Annotated in this window: 22 protein-coding genes; 8 read left to right on the top strand and 14 right to left on the bottom strand. The window is 68.6% G+C overall.

Going from position 1 to position 24,197, the window contains the following annotated elements; all coding sequences use genetic code 11:
• Positions 1 to 32: 32 nt before the first annotated feature.
• The 5 genes from ACZ5R1_RS18970 to ACZ5R1_RS18950 all read right to left on the bottom strand — a co-directional run bounded on the left by ACZ5R1_RS18970 (position 33) and on the right by ACZ5R1_RS18950 (position 4,093).
• On the bottom strand, positions 33 to 653 hold the full coding sequence (locus tag ACZ5R1_RS18970) for a flavin reductase family protein (RefSeq protein WP_042136787.1): 621 nt from the start codon (positions 651 to 653) through the stop codon (positions 33 to 35).
• 10 nt (positions 654 to 663) lie between these two features.
• Positions 664 to 1,134, bottom strand: a complete 471-nt coding sequence (locus ACZ5R1_RS18965; protein WP_027598499.1) for a metallophosphoesterase family protein — start codon at positions 1,132 to 1,134, stop codon at positions 664 to 666.
• Between the two features lie 9 nt (positions 1,135 to 1,143).
• Positions 1,144 to 2,673, bottom strand: a complete 1,530-nt coding sequence (locus ACZ5R1_RS18960; RefSeq protein ID WP_074584122.1) for an apoptosis inducing factor family protein — start codon at positions 2,671 to 2,673, stop codon at positions 1,144 to 1,146.
• A gap of 80 nt (positions 2,674 to 2,753) precedes the next feature.
• Positions 2,754 to 3,668 carry a cation diffusion facilitator family transporter gene (locus tag ACZ5R1_RS18955; RefSeq protein WP_042136792.1) on the bottom strand — a complete coding sequence of 305 codons (915 nt, stop codon included), beginning with the start codon at positions 3,666 to 3,668 and terminating at the stop codon, positions 2,754 to 2,756.
• Positions 3,668 to 4,093 carry a hypothetical protein gene (locus ACZ5R1_RS18950; RefSeq protein WP_027598502.1) on the bottom strand — a complete coding sequence of 142 codons (426 nt, stop codon included), beginning with the start codon at positions 4,091 to 4,093 and terminating at the stop codon, positions 3,668 to 3,670. Before ACZ5R1_RS18950 ends, ACZ5R1_RS18955 begins: the two co-directional genes overlap by 1 nt.
• 102 nt (positions 4,094 to 4,195) lie before the next feature.
• On the opposite strand from ACZ5R1_RS18950, the gene hrpB reads away from it, so the two are divergent.
• From hrpB to ACZ5R1_RS18930, 4 genes are all read left to right on the top strand, one after another.
• Positions 4,196 to 6,700, top strand: coding sequence for an ATP-dependent helicase HrpB (gene hrpB / locus ACZ5R1_RS18945; RefSeq protein WP_267399408.1), 2,505 nt, complete (start codon positions 4,196 to 4,198; stop codon positions 6,698 to 6,700).
• A gap of 109 nt (positions 6,701 to 6,809) precedes the next feature.
• The gene (locus tag ACZ5R1_RS18940) at positions 6,810 to 7,640 is read left to right on the top strand and encodes an oxidoreductase (RefSeq protein ID WP_027598504.1); all 831 of its coding nucleotides are present in this window, start codon (positions 6,810 to 6,812) and stop codon (positions 7,638 to 7,640) included.
• Positions 7,641 to 7,652: 12 nt separating this feature from the next.
• Entirely contained in the window at positions 7,653 to 8,591 is a 939-nt protein-coding gene (locus ACZ5R1_RS18935) for an AraC family transcriptional regulator (protein ID WP_115946720.1), read from the top strand.
• A gap of 112 nt (positions 8,592 to 8,703) precedes the next feature.
• On the top strand, positions 8,704 to 9,132 hold the full coding sequence (locus ACZ5R1_RS18930; protein ID WP_027598506.1) for a pyridoxamine 5'-phosphate oxidase family protein: 429 nt from the start codon (positions 8,704 to 8,706) through the stop codon (positions 9,130 to 9,132).
• A 170-nt stretch (positions 9,133 to 9,302) separates the two neighbouring features.
• On the opposite strand, the gene ACZ5R1_RS18925 is transcribed toward ACZ5R1_RS18930, so the two are convergent.
• The 8 genes from ACZ5R1_RS18925 to ACZ5R1_RS18890 all read right to left on the bottom strand — a co-directional run bounded on the left by ACZ5R1_RS18925 (position 9,303) and on the right by ACZ5R1_RS18890 (position 16,376).
• Positions 9,303 to 10,511, bottom strand: coding sequence for an amino acid deaminase (locus tag ACZ5R1_RS18925; RefSeq protein ID WP_115946721.1), 1,209 nt, complete (start codon positions 10,509 to 10,511; stop codon positions 9,303 to 9,305).
• Positions 10,508 to 11,281, bottom strand: a complete 774-nt coding sequence (locus ACZ5R1_RS18920) for an IclR family transcriptional regulator (protein ID WP_044342118.1) — start codon at positions 11,279 to 11,281, stop codon at positions 10,508 to 10,510. Before ACZ5R1_RS18920 ends, ACZ5R1_RS18925 begins: the two co-directional genes overlap by 4 nt.
• Positions 11,282 to 11,295: 14 nt before the next feature.
• Positions 11,296 to 11,682, bottom strand: coding sequence for a RidA family protein (locus ACZ5R1_RS18915; RefSeq protein ID WP_027603007.1), 387 nt, complete (start codon positions 11,680 to 11,682; stop codon positions 11,296 to 11,298).
• Positions 11,683 to 11,710: 28 nt separating this feature from the next.
• The gene (locus tag ACZ5R1_RS18910) at positions 11,711 to 12,487 is read right to left on the bottom strand and encodes an amino acid ABC transporter ATP-binding protein (protein WP_115946722.1); all 777 of its coding nucleotides are present in this window, start codon (positions 12,485 to 12,487) and stop codon (positions 11,711 to 11,713) included.
• On the bottom strand, positions 12,484 to 13,146 hold the full coding sequence (locus ACZ5R1_RS18905; RefSeq protein ID WP_027598509.1) for an amino acid ABC transporter permease: 663 nt from the start codon (positions 13,144 to 13,146) through the stop codon (positions 12,484 to 12,486). The genes ACZ5R1_RS18910 and ACZ5R1_RS18905 overlap by 4 nt, the downstream gene beginning before the upstream one ends.
• A 10-nt stretch (positions 13,147 to 13,156) precedes the next feature.
• The gene (locus ACZ5R1_RS18900; RefSeq protein WP_027598510.1) at positions 13,157 to 13,819 is read right to left on the bottom strand and encodes an amino acid ABC transporter permease; all 663 of its coding nucleotides are present in this window, start codon (positions 13,817 to 13,819) and stop codon (positions 13,157 to 13,159) included.
• 48 nt (positions 13,820 to 13,867) lie between these two features.
• Entirely contained in the window at positions 13,868 to 14,647 is a 780-nt protein-coding gene (locus ACZ5R1_RS18895; protein ID WP_223855486.1) for a transporter substrate-binding domain-containing protein, read from the bottom strand.
• A 265-nt stretch (positions 14,648 to 14,912) separates the two neighbouring features.
• Entirely contained in the window at positions 14,913 to 16,376 is a 1,464-nt protein-coding gene (locus tag ACZ5R1_RS18890) for an N-acyl-D-amino-acid deacylase family protein (RefSeq protein WP_115946723.1), read from the bottom strand.
• A gap of 175 nt (positions 16,377 to 16,551) precedes the next feature.
• Here ACZ5R1_RS18890 and ACZ5R1_RS18885 point away from each other — a divergent pair, with 175 nt between their 5' ends.
• From ACZ5R1_RS18885 to ACZ5R1_RS18875, 3 genes are all read left to right on the top strand, one after another.
• Positions 16,552 to 18,570, top strand: a complete 2,019-nt coding sequence (locus ACZ5R1_RS18885; RefSeq protein ID WP_115946724.1) for a methyl-accepting chemotaxis protein — start codon at positions 16,552 to 16,554, stop codon at positions 18,568 to 18,570.
• Positions 18,571 to 18,666: 96 nt separating this feature from the next.
• Complete coding sequence (locus ACZ5R1_RS18880) at positions 18,667 to 19,098, top strand: LexA family protein (protein ID WP_027598514.1); 432 nt, start codon at positions 18,667 to 18,669, stop codon at positions 19,096 to 19,098.
• Positions 19,091 to 20,362, top strand: a complete 1,272-nt coding sequence (locus ACZ5R1_RS18875) for a Y-family DNA polymerase (protein WP_042136810.1) — start codon at positions 19,091 to 19,093, stop codon at positions 20,360 to 20,362. Before ACZ5R1_RS18880 ends, ACZ5R1_RS18875 begins: the two co-directional genes overlap by 8 nt.
• Positions 20,363 to 20,377: 15 nt before the next feature.
• On the opposite strand, the gene cycA is transcribed toward ACZ5R1_RS18875, so the two are convergent.
• A complete protein-coding gene (cycA, locus tag ACZ5R1_RS18870; RefSeq protein ID WP_027598516.1) occupies positions 20,378 to 21,760 on the bottom strand; it encodes a D-serine/D-alanine/glycine transporter in 1,383 nt (460 codons plus the stop codon).
• 248 nt (positions 21,761 to 22,008) lie between these two features.
• Between cycA and ACZ5R1_RS18865 the strand changes: the two genes are divergently transcribed.
• Positions 22,009 to 24,186 carry a hybrid sensor histidine kinase/response regulator gene (locus tag ACZ5R1_RS18865; protein ID WP_115946725.1) on the top strand — a complete coding sequence of 726 codons (2,178 nt, stop codon included), beginning with the start codon at positions 22,009 to 22,011 and terminating at the stop codon, positions 24,184 to 24,186.
• The last annotated feature ends 11 nt before the right edge of the window (positions 24,187 to 24,197 follow it).

The following is a 24,197-nucleotide window of genomic DNA, read 5'->3' as shown; positions in this document are numbered from 1 at the left end:
AGGGCGCCGTTTTGCATTTCAGAGCCTAGCGCTCAGTCCGGGCGGCGCATGCGGAACAGTGCGGCCTCGGTGATCTCGAAATAGTCGGCCGGGCCACCGCCGCGGACGATGGGGCGAGCGGCCGCGGTCTGGTAGATGCCGTCCTTGAGCAGGCGCTTGTCGATGTGGGCGGCCACCACCTCGCCCAGCACCAGCCACTGATCCAGTTCGTCCCCGGCGGCGGTCTTGAGGCGGACGATCTGGCTCAGCCGGCACTCGAAGGCCACCTGGGCACGGGCGACACGCGGCACCTTGACCACCGTCGAAGCGGCAGGCTCCAGGCCAGCCAGGGCGAATTCGTCCACCTCGGGTCCGACCATGGCGCTGCTGGTGTTCATTTCCTCGGCCAGTTCGCGGGTGGCCAGGTTCCAGACGAATTCGCCGGTACGCTCGATGTTGGCCACGCTGTCCTTGTAGCCCTGGCTGGAAAAGCCGATCAGCGGCGGCTTGTAGTTGAAGGCATTGAAGAAGCTGTAGGGCGCGAGGTTCAGGACGCCGGTTTCGCTCTGGGAGGAGATCCAGCCGATGGGACGCGGCGCGATGATGGCGTTGAAGGGATCGTGGGGCAGGCCGTGGCCCTGGCTGGGTTCGTAGAAGTGGTAATCGATGCTCATCGGGATTCCTTCAGGGGGTGAGTTCCAGGATCTCGGCCTGGATCTGGCCGGCGTCCAGGGTCAGGCGGCCAACGCTGATCGGCAGCCGAAAGCGCCGTGGGCCAGCGCTGCCGGGGTTTATGTAGAGTACGCCATCGCGCTCTTCGATCAGCGGCTTGTGCGAGTGCCCGCTGACCACCACCCTTACCTGGGCACCGGCGGCGGCCAGGTCGAGCTCGGGCAGGATGTGCAGCATATGGATGTCGATGCCGTCCAGGGTCAGGGTGACGCGCTCGGGGATGTCGTCGGCCCAGGGCACGTCGTCATTGTTGCCCCGGACCACCGCCAGCGGTGCCAGCTCGCGCAGGGCATCGAGGATCTCGGGTTTGCCGATGTCACCGGCGTGCAGGATGAAGTCGCTGCCGGCGAGGGCCTCCAGCGCCTCGGGCCGGAGCAGGCCATGGGTATCGGCGATCAGGCCGACGCGATAGGGATTGGCCATGGCGACTCCTCAATTGGCCTGGACGATGTCCAGGGCCTCGGCGCGTCCCAGCGGCTGACGCATACGCTGGGCCAGGATGGCGGTGGCGCGTTCCCGTTGGCAGGCCACCACGCCCACCACCCGATCCTCGGCCAGCAGCAGGGCGACAAAGGTCTGGTCGCCGAGGCTGCCGTCCAAATGCATGTCGTCCCAGTGGCGGGGATGGCCAAGGTATTCGTAACGCTTGCCGTGATGCAGGGTCCAGAAGAAGGGCACGTCCGCGTAGCGTTCGGCGTGGCCCAGCAGATTGCGCGCCGCCAGGCGGCCGTGTTGCTGGGCCAGGCGCCAGTGCTCGATGCGGGTCGGCTGACCGGCGAAGGGAAAGGTGGCCAGATCGCCGACAGCGTAGAGGTCCTCGGCGGCCCGGAGCTCGGCGTCCACCGGGACGCTGCCGTCATCCGCCAGGCGCAGATCGGTGAGGAAAGTGGTGGCCGGCGTGATGCCGGTACCCACCAGCACCAGGTCGGCGGGCAATTGGCTGCCGTCCTTGAGGCTGACCTGGCGGACGTGAGCGTCGCCGGTGAAGCCCACTACCTCGCTGGGGGCGTGGAAGGTCACGCCATTGGCCTCGTGCAGGGTCTTGAAGTGCTGGCCGAGGGTCTCGCCCATCTGCTTGACGAAGGGCAGGGAGGCTGGGGAGACCACGTCCACTGCCAGGCCTTGCTTGCGCAGGGCGGACGCGGCTTCCAGGCCGATGAAGCTGGCACCGACGATCACCGCGCGGCCCTCGGCGGGCAGCTCGGCGAGGATCGCGGCCGCGTCGGCGCGGGTCCGCAGCAGGTGGATGCCCTCGAGCTGGGCGCCGGGAACGTCTAGCGGCTTGGGTTCGCCACCGGTGGCGAGCACGCAGCCGTCGTAGCTCAGGGTCTGGCCGTTGGCGAGTTCCAGCTGACGGGTCTGGGAATCCAGGCGGGTCACCTCGGCATGCAAGCGTTCGATGCGCTGCTGGCGGAAGAACTCGGGCTCGCGCAGCGGCGGGGCTTCGTCGGGGGCCTTGTCGCCCTGGAGGACGAATTTGGACAGGGCTGTCCGGTCATAGGGCTCGCCCGGTTCGCGACCGATCAGCAACAGGCGTCCGCCATAGCCGAATTCGCGCAGGGCGGCGGCCGCGGCGGTACCTGCGGCGCCGGCGCCGACGATGACGAACAGGCGGTCGTCGGGCCGGGATTCCGCCGCCTGTGCGGGCAGGGGTTCGCGGCCGACCAGCACCTCGCCATCGCGCACCTCCACCGGATAGCGCTGCAGGGCGTCCAGCGCCGGCGGTTCGCACAGGCTGCCATCCTCGACCGCAAAGCTCGCCTTGTGCCAGGGACAGACCAGGCGCCCCTGGCAGACCGCGCCGTCGGCCAGGGGCGCGCCGGCGTGGGGGCATTTGGCCTGGAAGGCGCGGGCCTCGTCGCCGACGCGCAGCAGCAGGATCTCGGTGTCTTCGATCTTGACCGCGGTGCCACGGTCTTCGCGCAGGTCGGCGAGGCGCACGACCGGATGCATGGCTTTCATGGTGGACTCCGGCGCCGTCTGGGCGCTCTCTTGAATCAGGCTCAGCAGATTCGAGAGAGCGCAGCGGCGCCGGGTTCCGCTCAGGTGGCGGGCGGCAGCGGATGTCGGTGCGGAACGTCGGGTGCGTCCAGCGGATCGGCGTGGACCAAGACCTCAGCCTGGGGATATTCGGCGCGGATGGCGGCTTCCACCTCGTCGCACAGCACATGGGCGCGGGACAGGCTCATTTCGCCCGGCAGCTCCAGGTGCAGTTGCACGAACCAATGATTGCCGGATAGGCGGGTGCGCAGGTCGTGTGCACCTTCCACGCCCGGCACCTGGCAGGCCAGCTGCAGCATGTGCTCGCTGATGTCGGCGGGCAGTTCCTGGTCCATCAGCACGCCAAAGGAGTCGCGGGCGATGCCGTAGGCGCTCCAGAGGATGTAGAGGGCGATGGCCAGGCCGAACAGCGGATCCAGCCAGTACCAGCCGAAGCCGGTCAGCGCCAGGGCGACCAGGATGCCGACGTTGAGCAGCAGGTCGGAGCGGTAGTGCAAGGCATCGGCGCGGACCACCGTGGAGTCGGTGAGACGGATGACGTGCTGCTGGTAGGCCACCAGCACGGCGGTCAGGGCCAGGGAAAACAGGGTGACAGCGATGCCCAGGGCATGGGCGCCCAGGGGCTCGGGTTGCTGCAGGCGTCCGATCGCCTGCCAGGCGATGAGCACGGCGCTGACGCCGATGAACACCGCCTGGGCGATGCCGGCGAGGGATTCGGCCTTGCCATGGCCATAGCGGTGGTCGTCGTCCGCCGGCTTGAGGGCGTAGTGAACCGCCAGCAGGTTGAACACCGAGGCCAGGCCGTCGAGCAGCGAATCGGTCAAGCCGGCGAGCAGGCTGACCGAGCCGCTGAACCACCAGGCCACGGCCTTGGCCAGGATCAGCGTCGTCGCCACCGCCACCGAGGCGGCGGTGGCGCGACGCAGCAGCCGCTCGGTGCGGTGCGGGTCGCTCATCAGGCGCGCGGGGCGAGCCCCAGGCTGGCGAGCTGCTCGTTGCTGCCGCTGCGCTGCAGCAGGCGCGGATCGTCCAGCGGCAGGCTGTGGCCGGTGGCCTGCTGGATGATGGCCTTGAGGCGCGCGCGATCGACGCTGCCGTCCGGATTGACCGCCTTGTTCAGTTCGCCGGGATCGACCTCGGCGCGCTTGTTGTCGGGCAGGTAGATGGCGCCGGTGGCGAAGTCCACGCCGAAGGCGATCAGGCCGGGAATGATGTAGAACAGCAGGCCGATGGCATCGAGGGCGACGATGCCCGGATCGATCCGGCCACTGCCGGTGATCTGGCCGCGACGCTCGGGATAGAACAGCGAGCCGCAAGCGGTCAGCTGGGTGAACAGGGCGGCGGCGAGGACGCCACACACCGCGCGGGTACGCATCGACATAGACAACCTCCGGTTGGATGAGGCCGCCACTATAGCGGCCGGAATCACGGCGGGCGAGACGCTTTATACTGCCCGCCCCGTTGAGACCACCGGCCGTGCCCAATGACGCCCTTGCCCATCGATGTTGTCCTGCCCGAGCTGCGCCAGGCCCTCGCCCACCGCGACGACTGCGTGCTGGAAGCGCCGCCCGGGGCCGGCAAGACCACCCGGGTGCCCCTGGCGCTGTTGCAGGAGCCCTGGCTGGCCGGCCAGCGCATCCTGCTGCTGGAGCCGCGCCGGCTGGCGGCGCGCGCTGCCGCCGAGCGCCTGGCCGCGGAGCTGGGCGAAGGCGTCGGCGAGACGGTGGGCTATCGCATCCGCCTGGAGAGCCGGGTCGGGCCGCGCACCCGTATCGAGGTGGTGACCGAGGGCATCCTCACCCGGCGCCTGCAGGACGATCCGGCGCTGGACGGCGTCGGCCTGGTGATCTTCGACGAATTCCACGAACGCAGCCTGGACGCCGACCTGGCCCTGGCGCTGACCCTGAGCGGTCGCGAACTGCTGCGCGATACCCCGCTCAAGCTGCTGGTGATGTCGGCCACCCTGGAAGGCGAACGCCTCGCCGCGCTGCTCGGCGGCGCGCCGGTGGTGCGCAGCGAAGGACGGATGTTTCCGGTGACGACCCGCTGGAGCCGGCCGCTCGGCCAGGACGAGCGCCTGGAAGCGCGGGTGGCCGCCACGGTGCTCCAGGCGCTGGACGAGGAAGCCGGCAGCCTGCTGGTGTTCCTGCCCGGCCAGGCGGAGATCCGCCGCACCGCCGAGCGCCTGGCGGAGCAGCTGCCCGCCGGGGTATTGCTCTGTCCGCTGCATGGCGAGCTGGAACTGGCCGCCCAGCGTGCGGCCATCGAGCCGGCGCCGCCAGGTAGCCGCAAGGTGGTGCTGGCCACCAGCATCGCCGAGACCAGTCTGACCATCGAAGGGGTGCGGGTGGTGGTGGACGCGGGCCTGGCGCGAGTGCCGGCCTTCGATCCCGGCTGTGGCATGACCCGCCTGACCACCCGGCGCATTTCCCGCGCCTCGGCGACCCAGCGCCAGGGCCGCGCCGGCCGCCTGGAGCCGGGCGTCTGCTATCGACTCTGGTCGGAGGAGGGGCATCAGCAGTTGCCGGCCTATGACAGCGCCGAGATCCTCCAGGCCGATCTGGCCGGACTGGCGCTGCAACTGGCGCGCTGGGGCATGAACGCCGAGGAGTTGGCCTGGCTCGATCCGCCACCCGCCGCCGCCCTGGCGCAGGCCCGCGATCTGCTGGTGCGCCTGGGCGCCCTGGACGACCAGGGCGTGCTCACCCCTCACGGCCAGGCCATGAGCGGCCTGCCGGCTCATCCGCGGCTGGCGCACCTGCTGTTGCGGGGGCAGGCCTGGGGCCTGGCCGAGCGTGCCTGCGAGGTCGCCGCGCTCTTGGGCGAGCGCGACCTGGCCCCGGGGCAGGGCGCCGATCTGCACACCCGCCTGCTGCTCCTGGCCGGTGAAGGCCGAGGTCCGCGCGGCGGCGTGGCGCGGATTCGGCAGCTGGTCCGCCAGTATCGCGGCCTGTTGCGTGGCCCGGCCGGGCAGCCGGTGGCCGATCCCGAGCACCCGCGCTGGACCGGTGCGCTGCTGGCCTGCGCCTATCCGGATCGCATCGCCCAGCAGCGCAAGGCCGGCGGCCAGGACTATCGCCTGGCCAATGGCCGGGCCGCCAGCTTTGGCGAACCGGATGGACTGATGAAATCGCCCTGGCTGGTGGTGGCCGATCTGGGCAGTCGCCAGGGCCAGCGCGAAGAGCGTATCTACCTGGCCGCGGAACTGGATCCGGCGCTGTTCGAGGGGCCGCTGGCCGAGCAGGTGGCAGGCCACGACGAACTGGACTGGGACGAGCGCGAAGGGGTGTTGCGCGCCGAACGCCAGCGGCGGATCGGCCAGCTGGTGCTGAGTCGCGAACCCTTGAAGAATCTGGACACCGCCGCCCGCAGCCGGGCCCTGCTCGGACTGGTGCGGCGCAAGGGGCTGGAGCTGCTGCCCTGGACGCCGGAGCTGCGCCAGTGGCAGGCGCGGGTGGCGCTGCTGCGCCAGCTGGATCTGCAGCAGCAGCCGACGAGCGACTGGCCGGACGTGAGCGACGCCGCCCTGCTGGCCAGCCTGGAAGTCTGGCTGCTGCCCTATCTGGATCGCGTCAGCCGCCTGGCCCATTTCGCCAATCTAGATCTGGCGGCCATGCTCCAGGGGCTGCTGCCCTGGCCGCTGCCGCGCCAGTTGGACGAATTGGCGCCACGCAGCCTGGCGGTGCCCTCCGGTTCCACTATTCGCCTGGACTATAGCGAGCAGCCACCGGTGCTCGCAGTGCGGCTGCAGGAGCTGTTCGGCCTGGCCGACACCCCGCGCCTCGCCGGAGGGCGGCTGGCGGTCAAGCTGCACCTGCTCTCGCCCGCGCGGCGACCGGTGCAGGTCACCCAGGACCTGGCCAGCTTCTGGGCCAATACCTACGGCGAGGTGAAGAAGGATCTCAAGGGCCGCTATCCCAAGCACTACTGGCCGGACGATCCCCTGATCGCCGAACCCACGGCGCGGGCCAAGCCGCGGGGGACCTGAGCACGGAGCGTCGATGCCGAGAGGATTAGGCAAGACACCCAGACGATCCGGCAGTGGGGGCGCCAGACACCGGCGCTAGCATGGCCGCTTCCAACGATGGGAGTGGACCATGAACGAGCACAAGACCCTTTTCATCACCGGCGTGAGCAGCGGCCTGGGCAATGCCCTGGCGCGGGAAGCCCTGGCGGCCGGCCACCGCGTCATCGGCACGCTGCGCCGGGAAGCCGATCTGGAGGCCTTCGCGGCCTTGTCGGACCGGGCCCATGGCGTGCTGCTGGATGTCACGGACCATGCGCGCCTGGCGACAGTGGTGGCCGAGGTTCAGGCAGCCCACGGTCCGGTGGATGTCCTGGTGAACAACGCCGGCTACGGCCATGAGGGCATTCTCGAGGAATCGCCGCTGGAAGAGCTGCGCCAGCAATTCGAGGTCAACGTCTTCGCGGCGGTCGCCATGACCAAGGCCTTCCTGCCGTCCTTCCGCGAACGGCGCCGCGGTCATATCATCAACATCACCTCGATGGGTGGCACCATTACCCTGCCGGGTATCTCCTACTATTGCGGCAGCAAGTTCGCCCTCGAGGGTATCTCGGCGGCCCTGGGCCAGGAGTTGGTACCCTTCGGCGTCTGGGTCACCGCCGTGGCACCCGGCTCCTTTCGCACCGACTGGGCGGGTCGCTCGATGCGTCGCAGCGCACGCGGCATCGCCGACTACGACGAGCAGTTCACGCCGATCCGGGCGGCGCGGGAGGCCAAGAGCGGCAAGCAGCTGGGCGATCCACGCAAGGCGGCCCAGGCGCTGCTGCAGCTCATCGCCCTGCCGGCGCCGCCAACGCACTTGCTGCTGGGGAGCGATGCCTTGCACCTGGTTCGCGAACGCCTGGCCACGGCCAGCCGGGAAATCGACCGCTGGGAAGCCCTGACCCTTTCCACCGATGGCTGAAGCGGAGGCCCCATGAATCCGAGCGATCCCCTTGCCAGCCGGCTGGTGACGCTGCTGGGCAGGCTGGCGCCCCAGGAAGGCTACAACCTCAGCCCTCTGGAGGATGTGCGCTTCCTGCGCTCGGATCGCCCGCTGACCGGCGTACCCGTGCTCTATGATCCCGGGGTTGTCATCGTCTGCCAGGGCGGCAAGCGCGGCTACTTCGGTGACCGCGTCTATCAGTACGATGCCCAGCACTACCTGGTGGTCTCCGTGCCCGTGCCCTTCACCATGGAGACCGATGCCAGTCCGGAGGCACCGCTGCTGGCCATCTATCTACGCCTGGATTTTCGGCTGCTCGGCGACCTGGTGCTGCAGCTAGACAGCGAACTCGGGCCGGCGCTGGAGGCGCCCCGCGGGCTCTATGCCTCGCCGATCGACGAGCCGCTGCGCGCCTCGACGCTGCGCTTTCTGGAGGTCCTGAGCGTGCCGACCGATGCCCGGCTGCTGGGGCCGGCGCTGCTGCGTGAGCTCTACTATCGGATCCTCACCGGCGCCCAGGGCGGCTCGTTGCGCGCGGCCCTGGATCGCCAGGGGCGTTTCGGCCGTATCGCCCGGTCGTTGCGCACCCTGCACGCCCGCTATGCCGAGCGGCTGGACGTCGCCGCGCTGGCGCAGGAAGCGCGCATGAGTCAGCCCAGCTTCCACCGGCACTTCCGCGACATTACCGGCACCACGCCCATGCAGTATCTGAAGTCGACCCGTCTGCACCAGGCGCGGCTCTTGATGCTGCGCGACGCCCTCCCGGCGGCGAACGCGGCCTTTGCCGTAGGCTACGAGAGCGCCTCCCAGTTCAGTCGCGAATTCAAGCGGCTGTTCGGCCGGACCCCGCTGGCGGAGATCGACTGGATGAAGGCCACCTATGCGCTGCCGGCACCGCCGGCGACGGCGGTCTATGTCGCTTCCCACTAGGGCTGTCCGTCCGAAAAGTCCGGGCGACGCCGCTGCGCCGGAACCAAGCGGCGGCCGCCCCCGGTCTGAGTGCATACGGGCACTGCCTGCCCGCCCAACCGGAGCGACCCCCATGGCCGACAAGACCCTGCACGACCTTTCCAAAGCGATGCGCGATCTGGATTTCTGCATGCTGACCACCGGTACCGGGCGTCTGACCAGCCGGCCGATGAGCAACAACGGCGACGTCGAATACGACGGGGACTCCTGGTTCTATGCCTACGAGGACTCGGCCAAGATCCGGGACATCGAGCAGGATCCGGCGGTGGGACTGAGCTTCAGCGAAGGCAAGAGCCTGCTCGGCAAGCCCGGCATCTTCATCGGCATCGAAGGGCACGCCGAGCTGATCCGCGACAAGGCGCAATTCGAGGCGCACTGGACCAAGAGTCTGGACCGCTGGTTTCCCCAGGGCACCGACACGCCCGGCATGATCCTCATCAAGGTGCATGCCGAGCGCATCCGTTACTGGGATGGGGAGGAAGAGGGCGAGCTGCGCCCCTAGGCTTTGTCTGAAAGGTGCCTGCACTCGGTCATGCTGCGTTAAAAATCTGCTGGAATGCCAGCCCAGTCGGAATGCTCATTTACCATTCGTAAACTCGAGCGCGAGTCCGATCCGCTTCCTCACAGATTTTTGCCTTGCCTGACCTTCGTTCGACGACCTTTCGAACAAGCCTAAAAGCAGGTCGCGAAGGTCTCCACGACCTGCAGACCTTCGTCGACGATGCAGCCCTGGCGCCACTTGTCGAAGGTCAGGCAGGGGTGCGAGGTGCCCAGGGCGATGAGATCGCCGATGGCCAGTGCGGTCCCCGGGGCGACGACCATGAAGGCGTGCTGGTCCATTATGGCCGTGACCGTGCAGCCGCTGACATCGATGGCTTCAGCTGCAGTCTGGCCGGGCCGGTAGCGGCGCAGCGGCAGCGGCAGGCCGGCATCGTGGGCGATGTCGCGCTTGCCCAGGGCCAGGATGGCGAAACCGGGTTCGGGCAGGGATTGCACGTGAGCCCAGACCTCCAGCGCCGGTTGCAGACCCTCGTTCAGACCGGTGCGGGCCAGGACGCCACGCTGGGCCTCGCGATAGATCCCGTGGTCATGGACCACATAGCTGCCGGGCCGCATGACGGCGAGAAAGCGCTCGCGCACTTCCAGCTGGTCGAAGGCGGCGGCGATCAGGTCGTACCAGGCCGAACCCGAGGCGGTGACGATGGGTCGGTCGAGGGCGAAGGCGCCCTGGCCGCGCAATTCTTCGGCCAGGCGCACCAGGGAATCGGCGAAGGCGCGGATGTCGGTGGCCGCCTCGGCGCCGTGGATCACCCCCTCGTAACCTTCGATGCCGGTCAGGCGCAGCGCCGGTTGCCCGGCGATGGCCCGGGCCAGTTCTCGTACCTCGGCTTCGCTGCGGCAACCACAACGGCCGCCGGGTACGCCGTATTCGATCATCACCTGCAGCGCCAGCCCCCGTGCGCCAAAGAAGGCGCCCAGGGCGGTCACCTGGTCGGGATGATCCACCAGGCAATGGAAGTCGAAGTCCGGATCGGCGGCGAGCAACTCGTCGATCAGCGCCATGTTCGGTGCGCCCACCAGCTGGTTGGCCATCAGCACCCGGCGCACGCCGTGGGCCTGGGCGGCGCGGGTCTGCACCGCGGTGGCCAGGGTCATGCCCCAGGCACCCGCGGCCAGCTGCCGCTGGAACAGCGCCGGCGCCATGCTGGTCTTGCCATGGGGCGCGAGTTCGGCGCCGCGGTCGCTGGCGAAGGCCTGCATCCAGCCGATGTTGTGATCGAGTGCGTCCTGGTGGATGACCAGGGCGGGCAGGGCGATGTCGCTGAGCAGGTTGGCGCCAGGACTGGCGGCGCCTTTCTCGGGGGCGATGAGGATGGTCATGGATTCTCCTGGCCGCCCAGGCGCTGGGACAGGCGGCGGGCGCTGTCGACCAGCACCTGGCGGTACTCGGCATGGTGGGCCTGGGCGTCGGCGCGGGGCGCTACTATGCACAGGGTGGCGATGCTCAGGCCGCTGGCGTCCTGCACCGGGGCGGCGAAGCAGTGGGTGTAGGTGTCGGCGATGCTGTCGAAGGAAAAGAAGCCTTCGGCGCAGGCGCTGCGGATCTCGGCGATAAAGGTCGCCGGGGGCAGGCGGCTGCCGTCGGGCAGGATGAAGTCGTCCGGATCGATCAGGGCGAGGATCTCGGCATCGCTCAGATGACCGAGCAGCAGTCGCCCGGACGCGGTCCAGGGAATGGGCGCGTCTTCGCCGACATTGGACGAGATGCGAAAGGCGCGGGCGCCTTCCTTCATCAGCGAGACGGTGTACTTGCGGCCGTTGAGCTGGCACAGCTGGGCGGTCTCGCGGGTCTGGGCGACGATGTCGTCCAGCAGCAGTCCGGCCTCGCGGGCCAGGTCGAAGTGGCGCAGGTGCGCCTGGCCGAGAAAGTACAGCTCGCGGCCCAGGTAGACCTGACCGTCGCGGCCCACGGCATCGAGCATGTGCCGCTCCAGCAGCAGCCCGACCAGGTCGTAGACGGTGGACTTGGGAATGCCCAGGCCCGCGGCGATCTCGTTGGGGCGCAGCGGCCGACCCACCCGCTTGAGGTGATCGAGGATGTCGAAGGCGCGGTCCAGGCCGCGGGCTCGTTGGCGGGTAGGTTCGGTCATCTGTGCGGTTTGTCTCAGGCCTTGGGTTTGTAGGCGATGCAGTCGATCTCGACCTTGCAGTCCACCATCATGGAGGACTGCACGCAGGCGCGCGCCGGGGCATTGCCGGCGAAGTACTCGGCGAACACCTTGTTGAAGCTCCAGAAATCACGCGGATCGTCCAGCCAGACGCCGGCACGCACCACGTGCTCCAGACCGTAGCCGGCTTCGTGCAGGATGGCGATCAGATTCTGCATGGTCTTGTGGGTCTGGGCGACGATGCCGCCGTCGATGATCTCGCCATTCTCCATGGCCACCTGGCCGGAGACGTGCAGCCAGCCATCGGCTTCCACCGCTCGGGCGAAGGGCAGGGGTTGGCCGCCTGCGCCGCGTTCGCCGGCGCCGTATCGGGTGATGCTCATAAGGGTGCTCCTGTAGCGGGGGAAGGATTCAGAAGGAGGTCCGGCCGAGAAATTCGGCGAGACGGGTGGAACGGGGGCGCTCGAAGAGTTCGCGGGGCGGGCCCTGCTCCTCGATGCGGCCCTGGCTCATGAAGACGATGCGATCGGACACCTCGTAGGCGAATTTCATCTCGTGGGTCACCAGCAGCATGGTCATGCCGTCCTGGGCCAGGTCCTTGATCACCGCCAGCACCTCGCCGACCAGCTCCGGGTCCAGCGCCGAGGTGGGTTCGTCGAACAGCATCAGGCTGGGATTCATGGCGATGGCGCGGGCGATGGCCACCCGCTGCTGCTGACCGCCGGAGAGTTGGCCGGGATGATGGTCGCGTCTTTCGATCAGGCCGACCCGCCGCAGCCATCGCTCACCCAGGGCGATGGCTTCGTCCTTGCCCATCTTCTTGACCTTGCGCAGGCCGAGGGTGACGTTTTCCAGGGCGGTGAGGTGGGGAAACAGATTGAACTGCTGGAAGGCCATGCCGGTGAGCGAGCGCTGGCGGGCGATCTCGCGCTCCGGCAGGCGCTGGCGGCGACCGCCTTCCTCGCGGTAGCCGATGGCCTCGCCGGCCAGCTGGATGCTGCCGCCCTGGAAGTCTTCCAGCAGGTTGACGCAGCGCAGCAGGGTGGTCTTGCCCGAGCCGCTGGAGCCGATCAGGGTGACCACGTCACCGCGGTCGAGGGTCAGGTCGATGCCCTTGAGCACCTCGGTGGCGCCGAAACTCTTGTGCAGGCCGTTGATGCTCAACAGCGGGGCGTTGGCGTCGGTCATGGCAGGGTCACCCGTTTTTCCAGATAGCGGCCGAGCCGCTCGATGGCGAAGTTGATGAGAAAGAACAGCAGCCCGGCGAACAGATAGAACTGCAGGGTCATGAAGGTGCGGGCGATGACCTGCTGGCTGCTCAGCAGCAACTCGGCCACGCCGATCACCGAGAGCAGGGTGGAGGCCTTGACGATCTCGGTGGAGGCATTGACCCAGGTCGGCAGGATCTGGCGCAGCGCCTGGGGCAGCAGCACCTCCTTAAGACTCTGGGCGAAGGTCAGGCCGATGGCCTTGGCCGCCTCGTGCTGGCCACGGGGGATGGCCTGCAGGGCGCCGCGGACGATCTCCGCCACGTGGGAACCGCAGAACAGCAGCAGCGCCGCGGTGCCGGCCTGGAAGGGCGTGGGCCGCAGACCCAGCGCCGGCGCCATGTAGTAGCAGGCCAGCACCAGCACGAACACCGGGGTGCCGCGGATCAGGTCGGCATAGACGCGAAAGGGCAGGCGCAGCGGCCAGCGGCCATAGGTCAGCGCCAGACCGCCGAGGGTCCCGAACAGGGTGCCGCCGAGCACCGCCAGCACCGAGCAGGCCAGGGTGGTGGCGAACCCGGCGGCCAGGGTCTGGCGCGCGTTCCACAATTCCAGGAACCAGGAGGGGGCTTCGTACACGATCGGGCTCCTAGCGGGTCAGGCTCAGGCGTCGCTCCAGCTGGCGCAGCAGCAGGGCGATGACGTAGCAGGTGAGGATGTAGAGGGCGCTGGTCACCAGCCAGGTCTCGATGACCCGGTAGCTTTCCAGGTTGATCTTGCGCGCCTGGTAGGTCAGCTCCGGCACGGCGATGGCCGCCGCCAGGGAGGTGTCCTTGAACAGCGAGATGAAGCTGTTGGAAAGCGACGGCAGCACGTTGCGCAGCATCACCGGAATGATGACGTAGGCCTTGATCTGCCACTCGCGCAGGCCGATGGCCAGGCCCGCCTCGCGCTGGCCCTTGGGAATGGCCATGAGCCCGCCGCGAAACACCTCGGCCAGGTAGGCCCCGGCATAGAGCGCCAGGGTGATGAGAAAGGAGCTGAGCTTGTCCAGGCGGATGCCGACGCTGGGCAGGGCGAAGTACAGCAGCAGGATCAGCACCAGGATCGGGGTGTTGCGCACCAGGGTGACATAGCCCCCCGCCAGCCAGCGCAGCGCCCGCACCGGCGAGAGCAGGGCGAAGGCGGTGGCCAGGCCGATCAGGCAGCCGATGGCGATGCCCACCAGCGCCAGCTGCAGGCCGAGGGCGAGCCCGGCCAGCAAATGGTCCAGGTTCTGCCACACGGGCGCGAAGTTGAGGGTGTAGTTCATGCTCGACGTCTACCTAGAGGGCGCGGACGGACCGCGCCGGGGCCAGGATCACTTGAACTCGACGGGGAAGCCGATCGCCGGAGAGGGCAGCTCGACGCCGAACCACTTCTTGAAGGACGCCTGATAGGTGGGGAATTCCACACCGGTCATGGCCTCGTGCAGGGCGGTGTTGACGAAGTTCAGCCAGTCCTGGTCGCCGCGCTTGACCGCGCAGGCGTAGGTCTGGGGACTCCAGGCATAGTCGGGCGAGCGGTAGCGGCCGGGATTCTGGGTCATCAGGTACTTGACCGAGGACTGGTCGGTGGCCACGGCGTCGGCGCGGCCGGTGCCCAGGGCCTGGTAGAGCAGGTCGACGCTGTCGTACTGGTCGACCTTGGCGCCGGGCAGCGCCTGGTGCACCAGTTCCTCGGCATAGACGTTCTGCAGCACGGCCACGGTCAGGTCGCCCTTGGCCGCCTTGAGGTCGTCGATCTGCTGGTAGCGGCTGTTGGCCGGCAGGAGCAGGGCCACGCCTTCGCGGTAGTAGGGCAGGGTGAAGGCCACCTGCTGGGCGCGGCTGGCGGTCACGGTGATGAACTGGCAGCTGATGTCGACCTTGTCGGTGAGCAGGTTGGGGATGCGCGCATCCGAGCCCTGGACGACGAACTCGACCTTTTCCGGATCGTTGAACAGGCCCTTGGCGATGACCTTGGAGATATCGATATCGAAGCCTTGCAACTTGCCGTCGGCGCCCTGGAAGTGCCAGGGCGCATTGGTGCTGCCGGTGCCCACGACCAGATGGCCGCGCTTGAGCACGTCATCCAGCTTGGCCGCCTGGGCGCCGGTCATGGCGACCAGGCCGACCAGCAGCGCCAGCGTTTTCCACCCCTTCGTCTTGCCTGTCATCGCGTATCTCCTTTTCCGTTATAGCGGAAGTGTGTTCGTAACAACGGAATAGATTGCAGCGACTGTGCCAGCTATTCGCATGACGTTGCAAATCAAGGGCTTGGCACGGGGGACAGGCAGCCGAAGGGGTTCCCGGTGCGCCAGGGGGCACCGGGAGGTGGCGGAAGGTAACGGGGATGCACCAGCTGGAGGCGTTACCTGGTAGCGCTCAAGCGGAACGTGGGAAGGTCGACCGCAGATCCCCGGCGCGCGGCAGGAAGCGACCATGACGCTCGCCAATGGCCTGCCCCGGTGCATAGGCCAGTTGCCCATTCACCCAGACCGCTTCGATGCCTTCGGCAGGCCGTTGCGGCTCGCTGAAGTCGGCCACGTCGCGGATGCGGGCGGGGTCGAACAGCACCAGGTCCGCCTGGGCGCCGGGCTCGATCAGGCCGCGACCCGCCAAGCCGAAGCGGGCGGCGGAGAGGCCGGTCATCTTGTGCACGGCGGTGTGCAAGGGAAAGAGGCCGAGGTCGCGACTGAAGTGACCGAGCACCCGCGGGAAGGCGCCCCAGAGCCGCGGATGGGGGAAGGGGTCCTCGGGCAGGCCATCGGAACCGATCATGCTCAGCGGATGGGCGAGGATGAGGCGCACGTCGGCCTCGCTCATGCCGTAGTAGACGGCACCGGCCGGTTGCAGGCGGCGCGCGGTGGTCTCTAGGTCCAGGCCCCAGTCGGCAGCGATGGCGGCCAGGTCGCGGCCGCCGCACTCGGGATGCGGGGTGGACCAGGTGATGGTGATGCGGTGGCGGTCGGTGACCTGCTTGAGATCCAGGGTGGAGGAGCTGGCGGCATAGGGATAGCAGTCGCAGCCGACCGGCTGTCCGTGGGCGGCCCGCGCCAGGGCGCCGAGCAACTCCGGCGCGCGGCCCCAGTTGTCCACCCCGGCGCACTTGAAGTGGGACACCACCACCGGCGCCCGGGCCTGGCGACCGATGTCCAGGGCTTCGTCCAGGGCCTCGTGCACCGCGGCGAATTCGCTGCGCAAGTGGGTGGCATAGAGTCCGCCCACGGCGTCCAGCTCGGCGGCCAGCGCGGCAACCTCGGCGGTTGGCGCCGCCATGGCGGAGGCGTAGGCCAGGCCGGTGGAGAGCCCCAGAGCGCCAGCGGCCAGGCTGTCGCGCAATTCGGCGCGCATGGCAGCGATCTCGGCAGGGGTGGCGGCGCGCTGGAGATCGTCCAGGTGATTGCTGCGCAGCGCCGTGTGCCCGACCAGGGCGGCGACGTTGACGCCGGGACGGGCCTGCTCCACCGCCGCCCGGTAGGCGGCAAAGGTGGGATAGCTGAAGGCCGCGGCCGGGCCCAGCAGATTCAGCGGATCCGGCGGCTCGCCACGCAACCGCACCGAGGCGGCGCTGATGCCGCAGTTGCCGACCACCACGGTGGTGACCCCCTGACTGAGCTTGGGCAGTTGCTCGGGGCGGCGGATGACCATGGTGTCGTCATGGGTATGGACATCGATGAAGCCGGGCGCCAGCGCCAGGCCGCGGCCATCGCGGACCTCCCGTGCCGGTTGCCCGGCCAACTGACCGAGTGCCTGGATACGCTCGCCGGCAATCGCCACGTCGAGAACCCGGCCCGGACGGTCGCGACCATCCAGCACAAGGGCATTGAGAATCACTACATCATGCATGCTAGAGCCATCCTGCGACCGTTGGGAGACGCCTTTCGACCGTCGAGTGGCAAAGGGCCATATAAGCGAGACGGCAGGCCGATAGCGATAGAACTGTTACAGAAAACTCTGTCTATTACGTCACAAATTGGGCGGTACAGCCCAAGTGACCCCCTCTGCCGCCCGTGAGCCCGCCATGAATCTGTTGACCCCTGTCGTAAGCCTAATGAATCGCCTGAGATTCCCCGCCAAATTCGCCTGCCTGGCGGCCATCATCCTGGTGCCCCTGGTGTTTCTCAGCGTCTATCTCTATCAGGATATCCAGGAACAGCGGGTCGGTCTGGCCCAGGAAATCGACGGTCAGCGCTATCTGACGCAACTGACGCCGGTCGCCCGCCTGAGCATGTTGCAGCGCGCCCTGACCAAGCGACTCCAGGATGGCGATGCCTCGGCCCAGCAGGATTGGCAGAACAACCGTGACAACCTGCTCAAGGCCTATGACGACCTCGGCCGGCTGGATCGCGAACTCGGCACCCAGCTGGAAACCGGCGATCGCCTGAGCCAGCTGCGGCGAGGCGCCGAGCGCCTGATGCAGGGAGCCACCGGCACCCCGCTGGAGGGATTCGAGGCCTGGAACGAGCAGCTGACCCAGACCCTCAATCTCTTCTATTACGTGTCGGCCACCTCCGGCCTGGCGCTGGATTCGGATTACACCAGCCTCTTTCTCATCGACATCACCTCCGTGCGCCTGCCGCGGGAAATCAACCTCATCGGCCAGCTGCGCGGCCTGGCCTTCGGCCTGAGTGCCACCAACCGCTTCGATCCGGCCAGTCTGAATCTGGCGCGCAGCGTGGTGAACCAGGAACGGCAGAGCGCCGACGAACTGGAGCAGGGCCTCAGACTCCTGGCGCGGCAGGCGCCGGAGCTGGCCCAGCGCCTCAAGGGCTCCCTGGCCCAGGCGGCGGACGACTATGCCAACTTCCGTCAGGGCATGCAGGCGGCCATGACCAATGAGGGTACGGTTTCCGGTCGCGCCCTGGGTGCCCAGGGCAATGCCGTGGTCGCCCGCTACTACAAGGTGCAGGAGGAAGCGCAGGGTCAGCTCTCCCAGCTGCTGGCCGAGCGTCTGGCGCATGCGACCACGCTGCGTAATCTGGTCGTGGGCATGATCCTGGGCGCCCTGCTGCTGCTGGCCTATACCTTCGCCGGCATCTACCAGGCCCTGCGCCTGGGGATCGCCGAACTGGTCGGGGTGACCGCCGCCGCCGCCCAGGGCGATCTGAGTCGCCGCGCCGCCCTGCTCGGGCGTGACGAGATCGCCGACATCGGCCGTAGCCTGAACGCGATGCTGGAGGCCTTCGGTCGCTCGCTGCGCGAGGTGGATCAGGCCTCCAGCGCGGTGGCCGAGGCCTCGGGGTCCCTGGCCGGCTCCATCGGCCAGGCCCGTTCGACCATGCAGACGCAACAGGGCGAGACCGATCAGGTGGCCACCGCCATCACCGAGATGACCGCCAGCGTGGCGGACGTCGCCAACAACACCGAAGGCGCCGTGGCCGCGGCCCAGCAGGCCGATCAGGCCACCCGGGAAGGCACCCGGGTGATGCAGCAGACGCAACAGGCCATCGAGGCCCTGGCCGCCGAGGTGGACCTCAGCGCCACCAAGGTCGCGGCCCTGGAAACCCACAGCCAGGCCATCGGCGGGGTCATCGCGGTGATCCGCACCATCGCCGAGCAGACCAACCTGCTGGCGCTCAACGCCGCCATCGAGGCCGCTCGGGCCGGCGAGCAGGGCCGCGGCTTCGCCGTGGTGGCCGACGAGGTCCGCACCCTGGCCTCGCGCACCCAGACCTCCACCGAGGAAATCCGCCGCATCATCGAGCAGTTGCAGGCCGCCACCGGCGAGGCCGTCGGGCAGATGCAGGCCAGCCGCGGCCATGCCCTGACCGGCGTCGCGGCGGCCGAGCAGGCCAGCGTCAGCCTGACCAGCATTGGCGCCGCGGTGGAGCGCATCGTCGACGTCAATGTGCAGATCGCCAGCGCCGCGGAACAGCAGGCTGCGGTCTCCGAAGACATCAACCGCAACACCACCGGCATCCGCGCCAGCACCCTGCAGGTCCTGACCGGTATCGAGTCCGATGCCGGTACCGCCGAACGCCTCGCCGGCCTCTCCCAGGACCTGCGCGGCATCGTCTCGCGCTTCCGCCTCAGCGCCTGACGGCGCCGCTCATCGGCGCAGATTAGGTCGGACTTTACAACACGGCAGCTGCGGATAACTGTATAAATAGACAGTTATCCGCAGGAGCGCCTTGTCATGTCCGTTACCGTCCTGGGTTGCCTGGAATCGTCCGACACCCGGCTGCCGCTCTATGATTTTCGCCTGCCGTGCGGCTTCCCGTCGCCGGCCCAGGATCATCTGGAGCGCCAGGTCTCGCTGGACGAGCTGGTCGACCTGCGCGCGCCCCACACCTATGTCATCCAGGTCAGTGGCGACAGCATGACCGGCGCCGGCATCTTTGCCGGCGACCTGGTGATCGTCGATCGCGCCCGGCCGGCACGGGTCGGCGACATCGTGGTGGCGGTGCGCGATCGCGAACCCACCCTCAAGCGCCTCGGTCGGCGCGGCGCCAATTTCGTCCTGCTGGCGGAAAATCCCGCCTATGCCCCCCTGGTCATCGGCGAGCGCGACGACTTCGAGGTCTGGGGCGTGGCCACCCACAGCCTGAGGCGTTTCGGCCATGGCTGAATCGGTGCTGGCGCTGATCGACTGCAACGCCTTCTATTGCAGTTGCGAGCGGGTCTTCCGCCCCGATCTCGCCGGGCGCCCGGTGGTGGTGCTGTCCAACAACGACGGCTGCGTGATCGCCCGTTCGCCCGAGGCCAAGCGCCTGGGCATCGCCATGGCGGCGCCCTGGTTCCAGGTGCGCGAACTGGCCCGGCGCGGCGAAGTGACGGCCTTCAGTTCCAACTATGCCCTCTATGGCGATCTCAGCGACCGGGTGATGCGCACCCTGGCGACCCTGGTGCCGCGCCTGGAGCGCTACAGCATCGACGAGGTGTTCGCCGATCTGGCCGGCCTGCCCGAACCCCTGGACGCCCTCGGCCATCGCCTGCAGGCCCGGGTGCAGAAGTGGACGGGCATCCCGGTCAGCGTCGGCATCGCTGGCACCAAGACCCTGGCCAAGCTGGCCAATGCAGCCGCCAAGCGCTGGCCGGAGCGCACCGGCGGGGTGCTGGATCTGCGCGATCCGGCGGTGCATGACTGGGTGCTCAGGCATTCGCCCATCGAAGACGTCTGGGGCGTCGGCCGGCGCCTGGCCGCGCGGCTGCGCGGGGAGGGGGTCAGCACGGCCTGGGACTTGGCCGGGCAGGACGCCTGGTCATTGCGCCAGCGCTACAGCGTGGTGCTGGAAAAGACCGCGCGGGAATTGCGCGGTCTGGCCTGCCTGAGCCTGGAGGAACTGGAAGCGCCCCGGCAGACCATCTGCTGCAGTCGCATGTTCGGTCGCCGCCAGTATCAGTTCGGCGCCCTGGCCGAGGCGGTGGCCAGCTACACCGCGCGGGCTGCGGAAAAGCTGCGCGCCCAGGGTTCGCTCTGTCGCACCCTGAGGGTCAGCATCCAGACCGGCATGCACGGCGCCGACGAAGGCCGCTACGCCAATGCCGCCCTGCTCAACCTGCCGGTGCCCAGCGACGACACCCGGGTGCTCAACGACCAGGCCCAGGCGGGCCTGCGCGAGATCTTTCGCGACGGCTTCGGCTACGCCAAGGCCGAGGTGCTGCTGCTCGATCTCTGCGGCCGTAGCGAGGTGGCGGCGGATCTCTTCGCCGCCGCCCCGGATCCGGCCGCGGCCCGGCTGATGGCGACCCTGGACGCCATCAACGGCCGGTTCGGTCGCGAGACCCTGAGACCGGCGCGGATCCCGCGCGATCCCGCCTGGCAGATGCGCCGCGACCTGCTCAGCCCGCGCTACACCACCCGGCTCGATGAACTCTGGACGCTGGGCTGAGCGGTCAGCGTCCGGCTAGCCGGCGCGTACCACCCGCCGCCCGCGCCACCAGTAGCCCACCCCCAGCAGCAGGAACCACAGCGGACTGGCCAGCAGCGCCTGGCGGGTGTCGTCCTGCAGGGTCAGCAGCACCAGCACCGCGGCGAAGAAGGCCAGCACCCCGTAGCACACCCAGCGCCCGCCGGGCAGGCGGAAGACCGAGGCGGCATGGCGCTCCGGACGGTTGCGGCGGTAGGCCAGCCAGGCCAGCAGGATCAGCGACCAGACGAACATGAACAGCACCGCGGCCAGGGTGGTGACCAGGGTGAAGGCGGTGACCAGGTTGGGGATCAGGTAGATCAGCACCGTACCCAGCAGCAGGCACAGGCAGGACAGCACCAGGCCACGCGCCGGCACCGCCGCCCGCGAGAGGCGGGTGAGGCCGCGTGGCGCATGGCCTTCGCGGGCCAGGCCATAGAGCATCCGGCTGGTGGAGAAGATGCCGCTGTTGGCCGAGGAGGTAGCGGAGGTCAGCACCACGAAATTGATCAGGCTGGCGGCCATGGGCACGCCGGCCAGCACGAAGAGTTCGACGAAGGGACTCTTGTCCGGCACCACCTGGCGCCAGGGCGTCACCGCCATGATCACCACCAGCGCCAGCACATAGAACACCAGGATGCGCACCGGAATGGAGTTGATCGCCCGCGGCAGGTTGCGCCGCGGATCGGCGGTCTCGGCGGCGGTGGTGCCCACCAGCTCGATACCGACGAAGGCGAAGACGGCGATCTGGAAACCGGCGAAGAAACCGCCCAGCCCCATGGGAAAGACGCCGCCGTCGTTCCACAGGTTGGCGAGGCTCGCGACGTTGCCCGAGGGCGACTGGAAGCCCCAGAGCACCAGGCCGAAGCCGGTGACGATCAGGGCGCAGATGGCGACGATCTTGATCAGTGCGAACCAGAATTCCAGTTCGCCGAACAGTCGCACCGTGACCAGATTCAGACCCAGCAGGAGCAGCACGCAGAGCAGCGCCGGGATCCAGGGCGCGAGGCTGGGAAACCAGAACTGGGCATAGGCGGCGATGGCGATGACATCGGCGATGGCGGTGACGATCCAGCAGAACCAGTAGGTCCAGCCACAGAAGAAGCCGGCCCAGGGCCCGAGCAGATCGGTGCAGAAGTCGATGAAGGACTTGTACTCCAGATCCGACAGCAGCAATTCGCCCAGGGCGCGCATGACGAAGAACAGGGCGCTGCCGATGATCAGGTAGACCAGCAGGATCGAGGGGCCGGCCAGGGCGATGGTCTTGCCCGAACCCATGAACAGGCCGGTGCCTATGGCGCCGCCGATGGCGATCAGTTGCAGATGGCGATTGGACAGGCTGCGTTGCAGCCCCTCGGGCGGGGTGGGAGACGCGGACATGACGAGCGGATACCTGACAGCGACAGCGGGGGCCACACGGTAAGAGATGCACGGCGCCGGTGCCAGTCGTTTCACCGGGACAGCATGCCGCAGGCCCGGTCCCGCCTCGGATGGGCAGGGCGGCGCCAGCGATGGATCGCGGTACTGGCAGGGGGCTTGCGTACCTGCCTATCATGGGCATCCGGGCGCCTTGCGGCAGGCCCGGACGGCCACGAGATCCCTCCGTGCCTCTGCCAGTGAGTCGTCCCTTGTCCTATCTCGAAAGTTTCGCCTGGGAAACCACGCCACTGGGCGCGCGCGCCAGCTGGCCCGTGGCCCTTCGGACCACCTACGACCTGCTGATGGCGTCTCCCTTCGCCATGTGCGCCACCTGGGGCGCCGAGCAGACGCTGATCTACAACCAGGCCTACGCCCCCTTTCTCGGCGCCCGCCATCCGGCCGCCCTGGGGCAGCCGATCAATGAGGTCTGGGCGGAATTGTGGGACGAGATCGCGCCGCTGATCGCGCGGACGCTGGCCGGCGAGGCGCTGCACTTCGTCGACAAGCACTTCGTGATGACCCGCAACGGCTATCCCGAGGACACCTACTGGAGCTTTTCCTACAGCCCGCTGCGCGATGGCGAGCGCATCGTCGGCATGCTCAACATCACCACCGAGACCACCGCCAGTGTTCAGGCCCACCGTCAGCGCGATGTGGCCGAGGCCGCCCTGCGGCGGCACAACCTGACCCTCGAACAGGAGCTTTCCGCACGCATCGACGAGCTCGATAGCGCCCGCGCCGCGGAGAGCAGCGTGCTGGCCGCCGCCGAGCGCGTGCAGCTGGCCCTCGCCGCCGGCGCCATCATCGGCACCTGGTACTGGGATCTGCCCACCGACAGGTTCACCGTCGACGAGGCCTTCGCCATCAACTTCGGCCTCGACCCGGCCCTGGGGCGCGATGGCCTGAGCCTGGCGCAGGTGGTGGCCACCGTCCATCCGGACGACCAGGCCGGCCTGGCCGCGGCCATCGCCGACGTCATCGGCCGTGGTGGCCGCTATGCCCACCAGTACCGGGTCCGCCGCAGTGACGGCCGCTACTACTGGCTGGAGGCCAACGGCCACGTCGAACTGGCGTCGGATGGCACCCCGCTGCGCTTTCCCGGCGTGCTGCTGGACGTGGACGCCCGCCGGGCCCTGGCCGACGAGCGTGACCGTGCCCTGGCGGACCTGCGGGACCTGACCGCTACCCTCGAGCAGCGGGTCGAAGAGCGCACCGAAGAATTGCGCCGCTCGGAAGAGGCCCTGCGCCAGTCGCAGAAGATGGAAGCCGTGGGGCAACTCACCGGCGGCCTGGCCCACGATTTCAACAACCTGCTCGCCGGGATCTCGGGCAGCCTCGACCTCATGAGCCTGAGAATTGGCCAGGGGCGCTTCACCGAGCTGGAAAAATACCTGACGGCTGCCCAGAGCAGCGCCAAGCGCGCCGCGGCCCTGACCCACCGGCTGCTGGCCTTCGCCCGCCGCCAGACCCTGGCCCCGGAAGCCACCGAGGTCAACCAGCTGGTAGGCGGCCTGCTCGACCTGGTGCAGCGCACCGTGGGACCGGCCATCCAGGTGCAATTCAGCAGCCTGCCGGACGACCAGCCCCTGCTGGTGGACCAGTCCCAGCTGGAGAACGCCCTGCTCAACCTGTGCATCAACGCCCGCGACGCCATGCCCAAGGGCGGGCGCATCCTCATCGCCGCCAGTCATCGCACCCTTGGCGAAGCGGATACCCGCGACTTCGAACTGGCCCCCGGGCGTTATCTGCATCTGAGCGTGACCGACAGCGGCAGCGGCATGACGCCGGAAGTCGCCGCCAAGGCCTTCGAGCCCTTCTTCACCACCAAGCCCATGGGGCAGGGCACAGGCCTGGGGCTGTCGATGATCTATGGCTTCGCCCGCCAGTCTGGCGGCCAGCTGCGGCTGCGCTCGACACCCGGCGAAGGCACCACCGTCTGCCTGTATCTGCCCCTGCGACCGGTGGAGCGGCCGTGCGGCTCGCCTCTGGCAGACGGTCAGCCCTGTCTGCTGGAGGGCGCCAATGCCACGGTGCTGGTGGTCGACGACGAACCCACGGTGCGCATGCTGGTGACCGATCTGCTGCGCGAACTGGGCTACGTCATCATCGAGGCCGCCGATGGCGCCGGCGGCCTGGAGGTGCTGCACTCCGATGCGCGCATCGACCTGCTGGTCACCGACGTCGGCCTGCCCGGCGGCATGAACGGCCGCCAGCTGGCCGACGCCGCCCGCGTCCGCCGCCCGGCGCTCAAGGTGCTGTTCATCACCGGCTTCGCCGAAACCTCGCTGCTCAGCGACGGCCACCTGGAGCCGGGCATGGCGATCCTGACCAAGCCCTTCGCGGTGGAGGCCTTGGCGCAGCGGGTGAAGGGATTGGTGGCGGGGTAGGTTTCGCGCGC

This window comes from Pseudomonas sp. Pso3 (genome assembly GCF_055393275.1).
The sequence above is the reverse complement of the archived record's forward strand: the minus strand, read 5'-3'. Positions and strand labels throughout refer to the sequence as shown.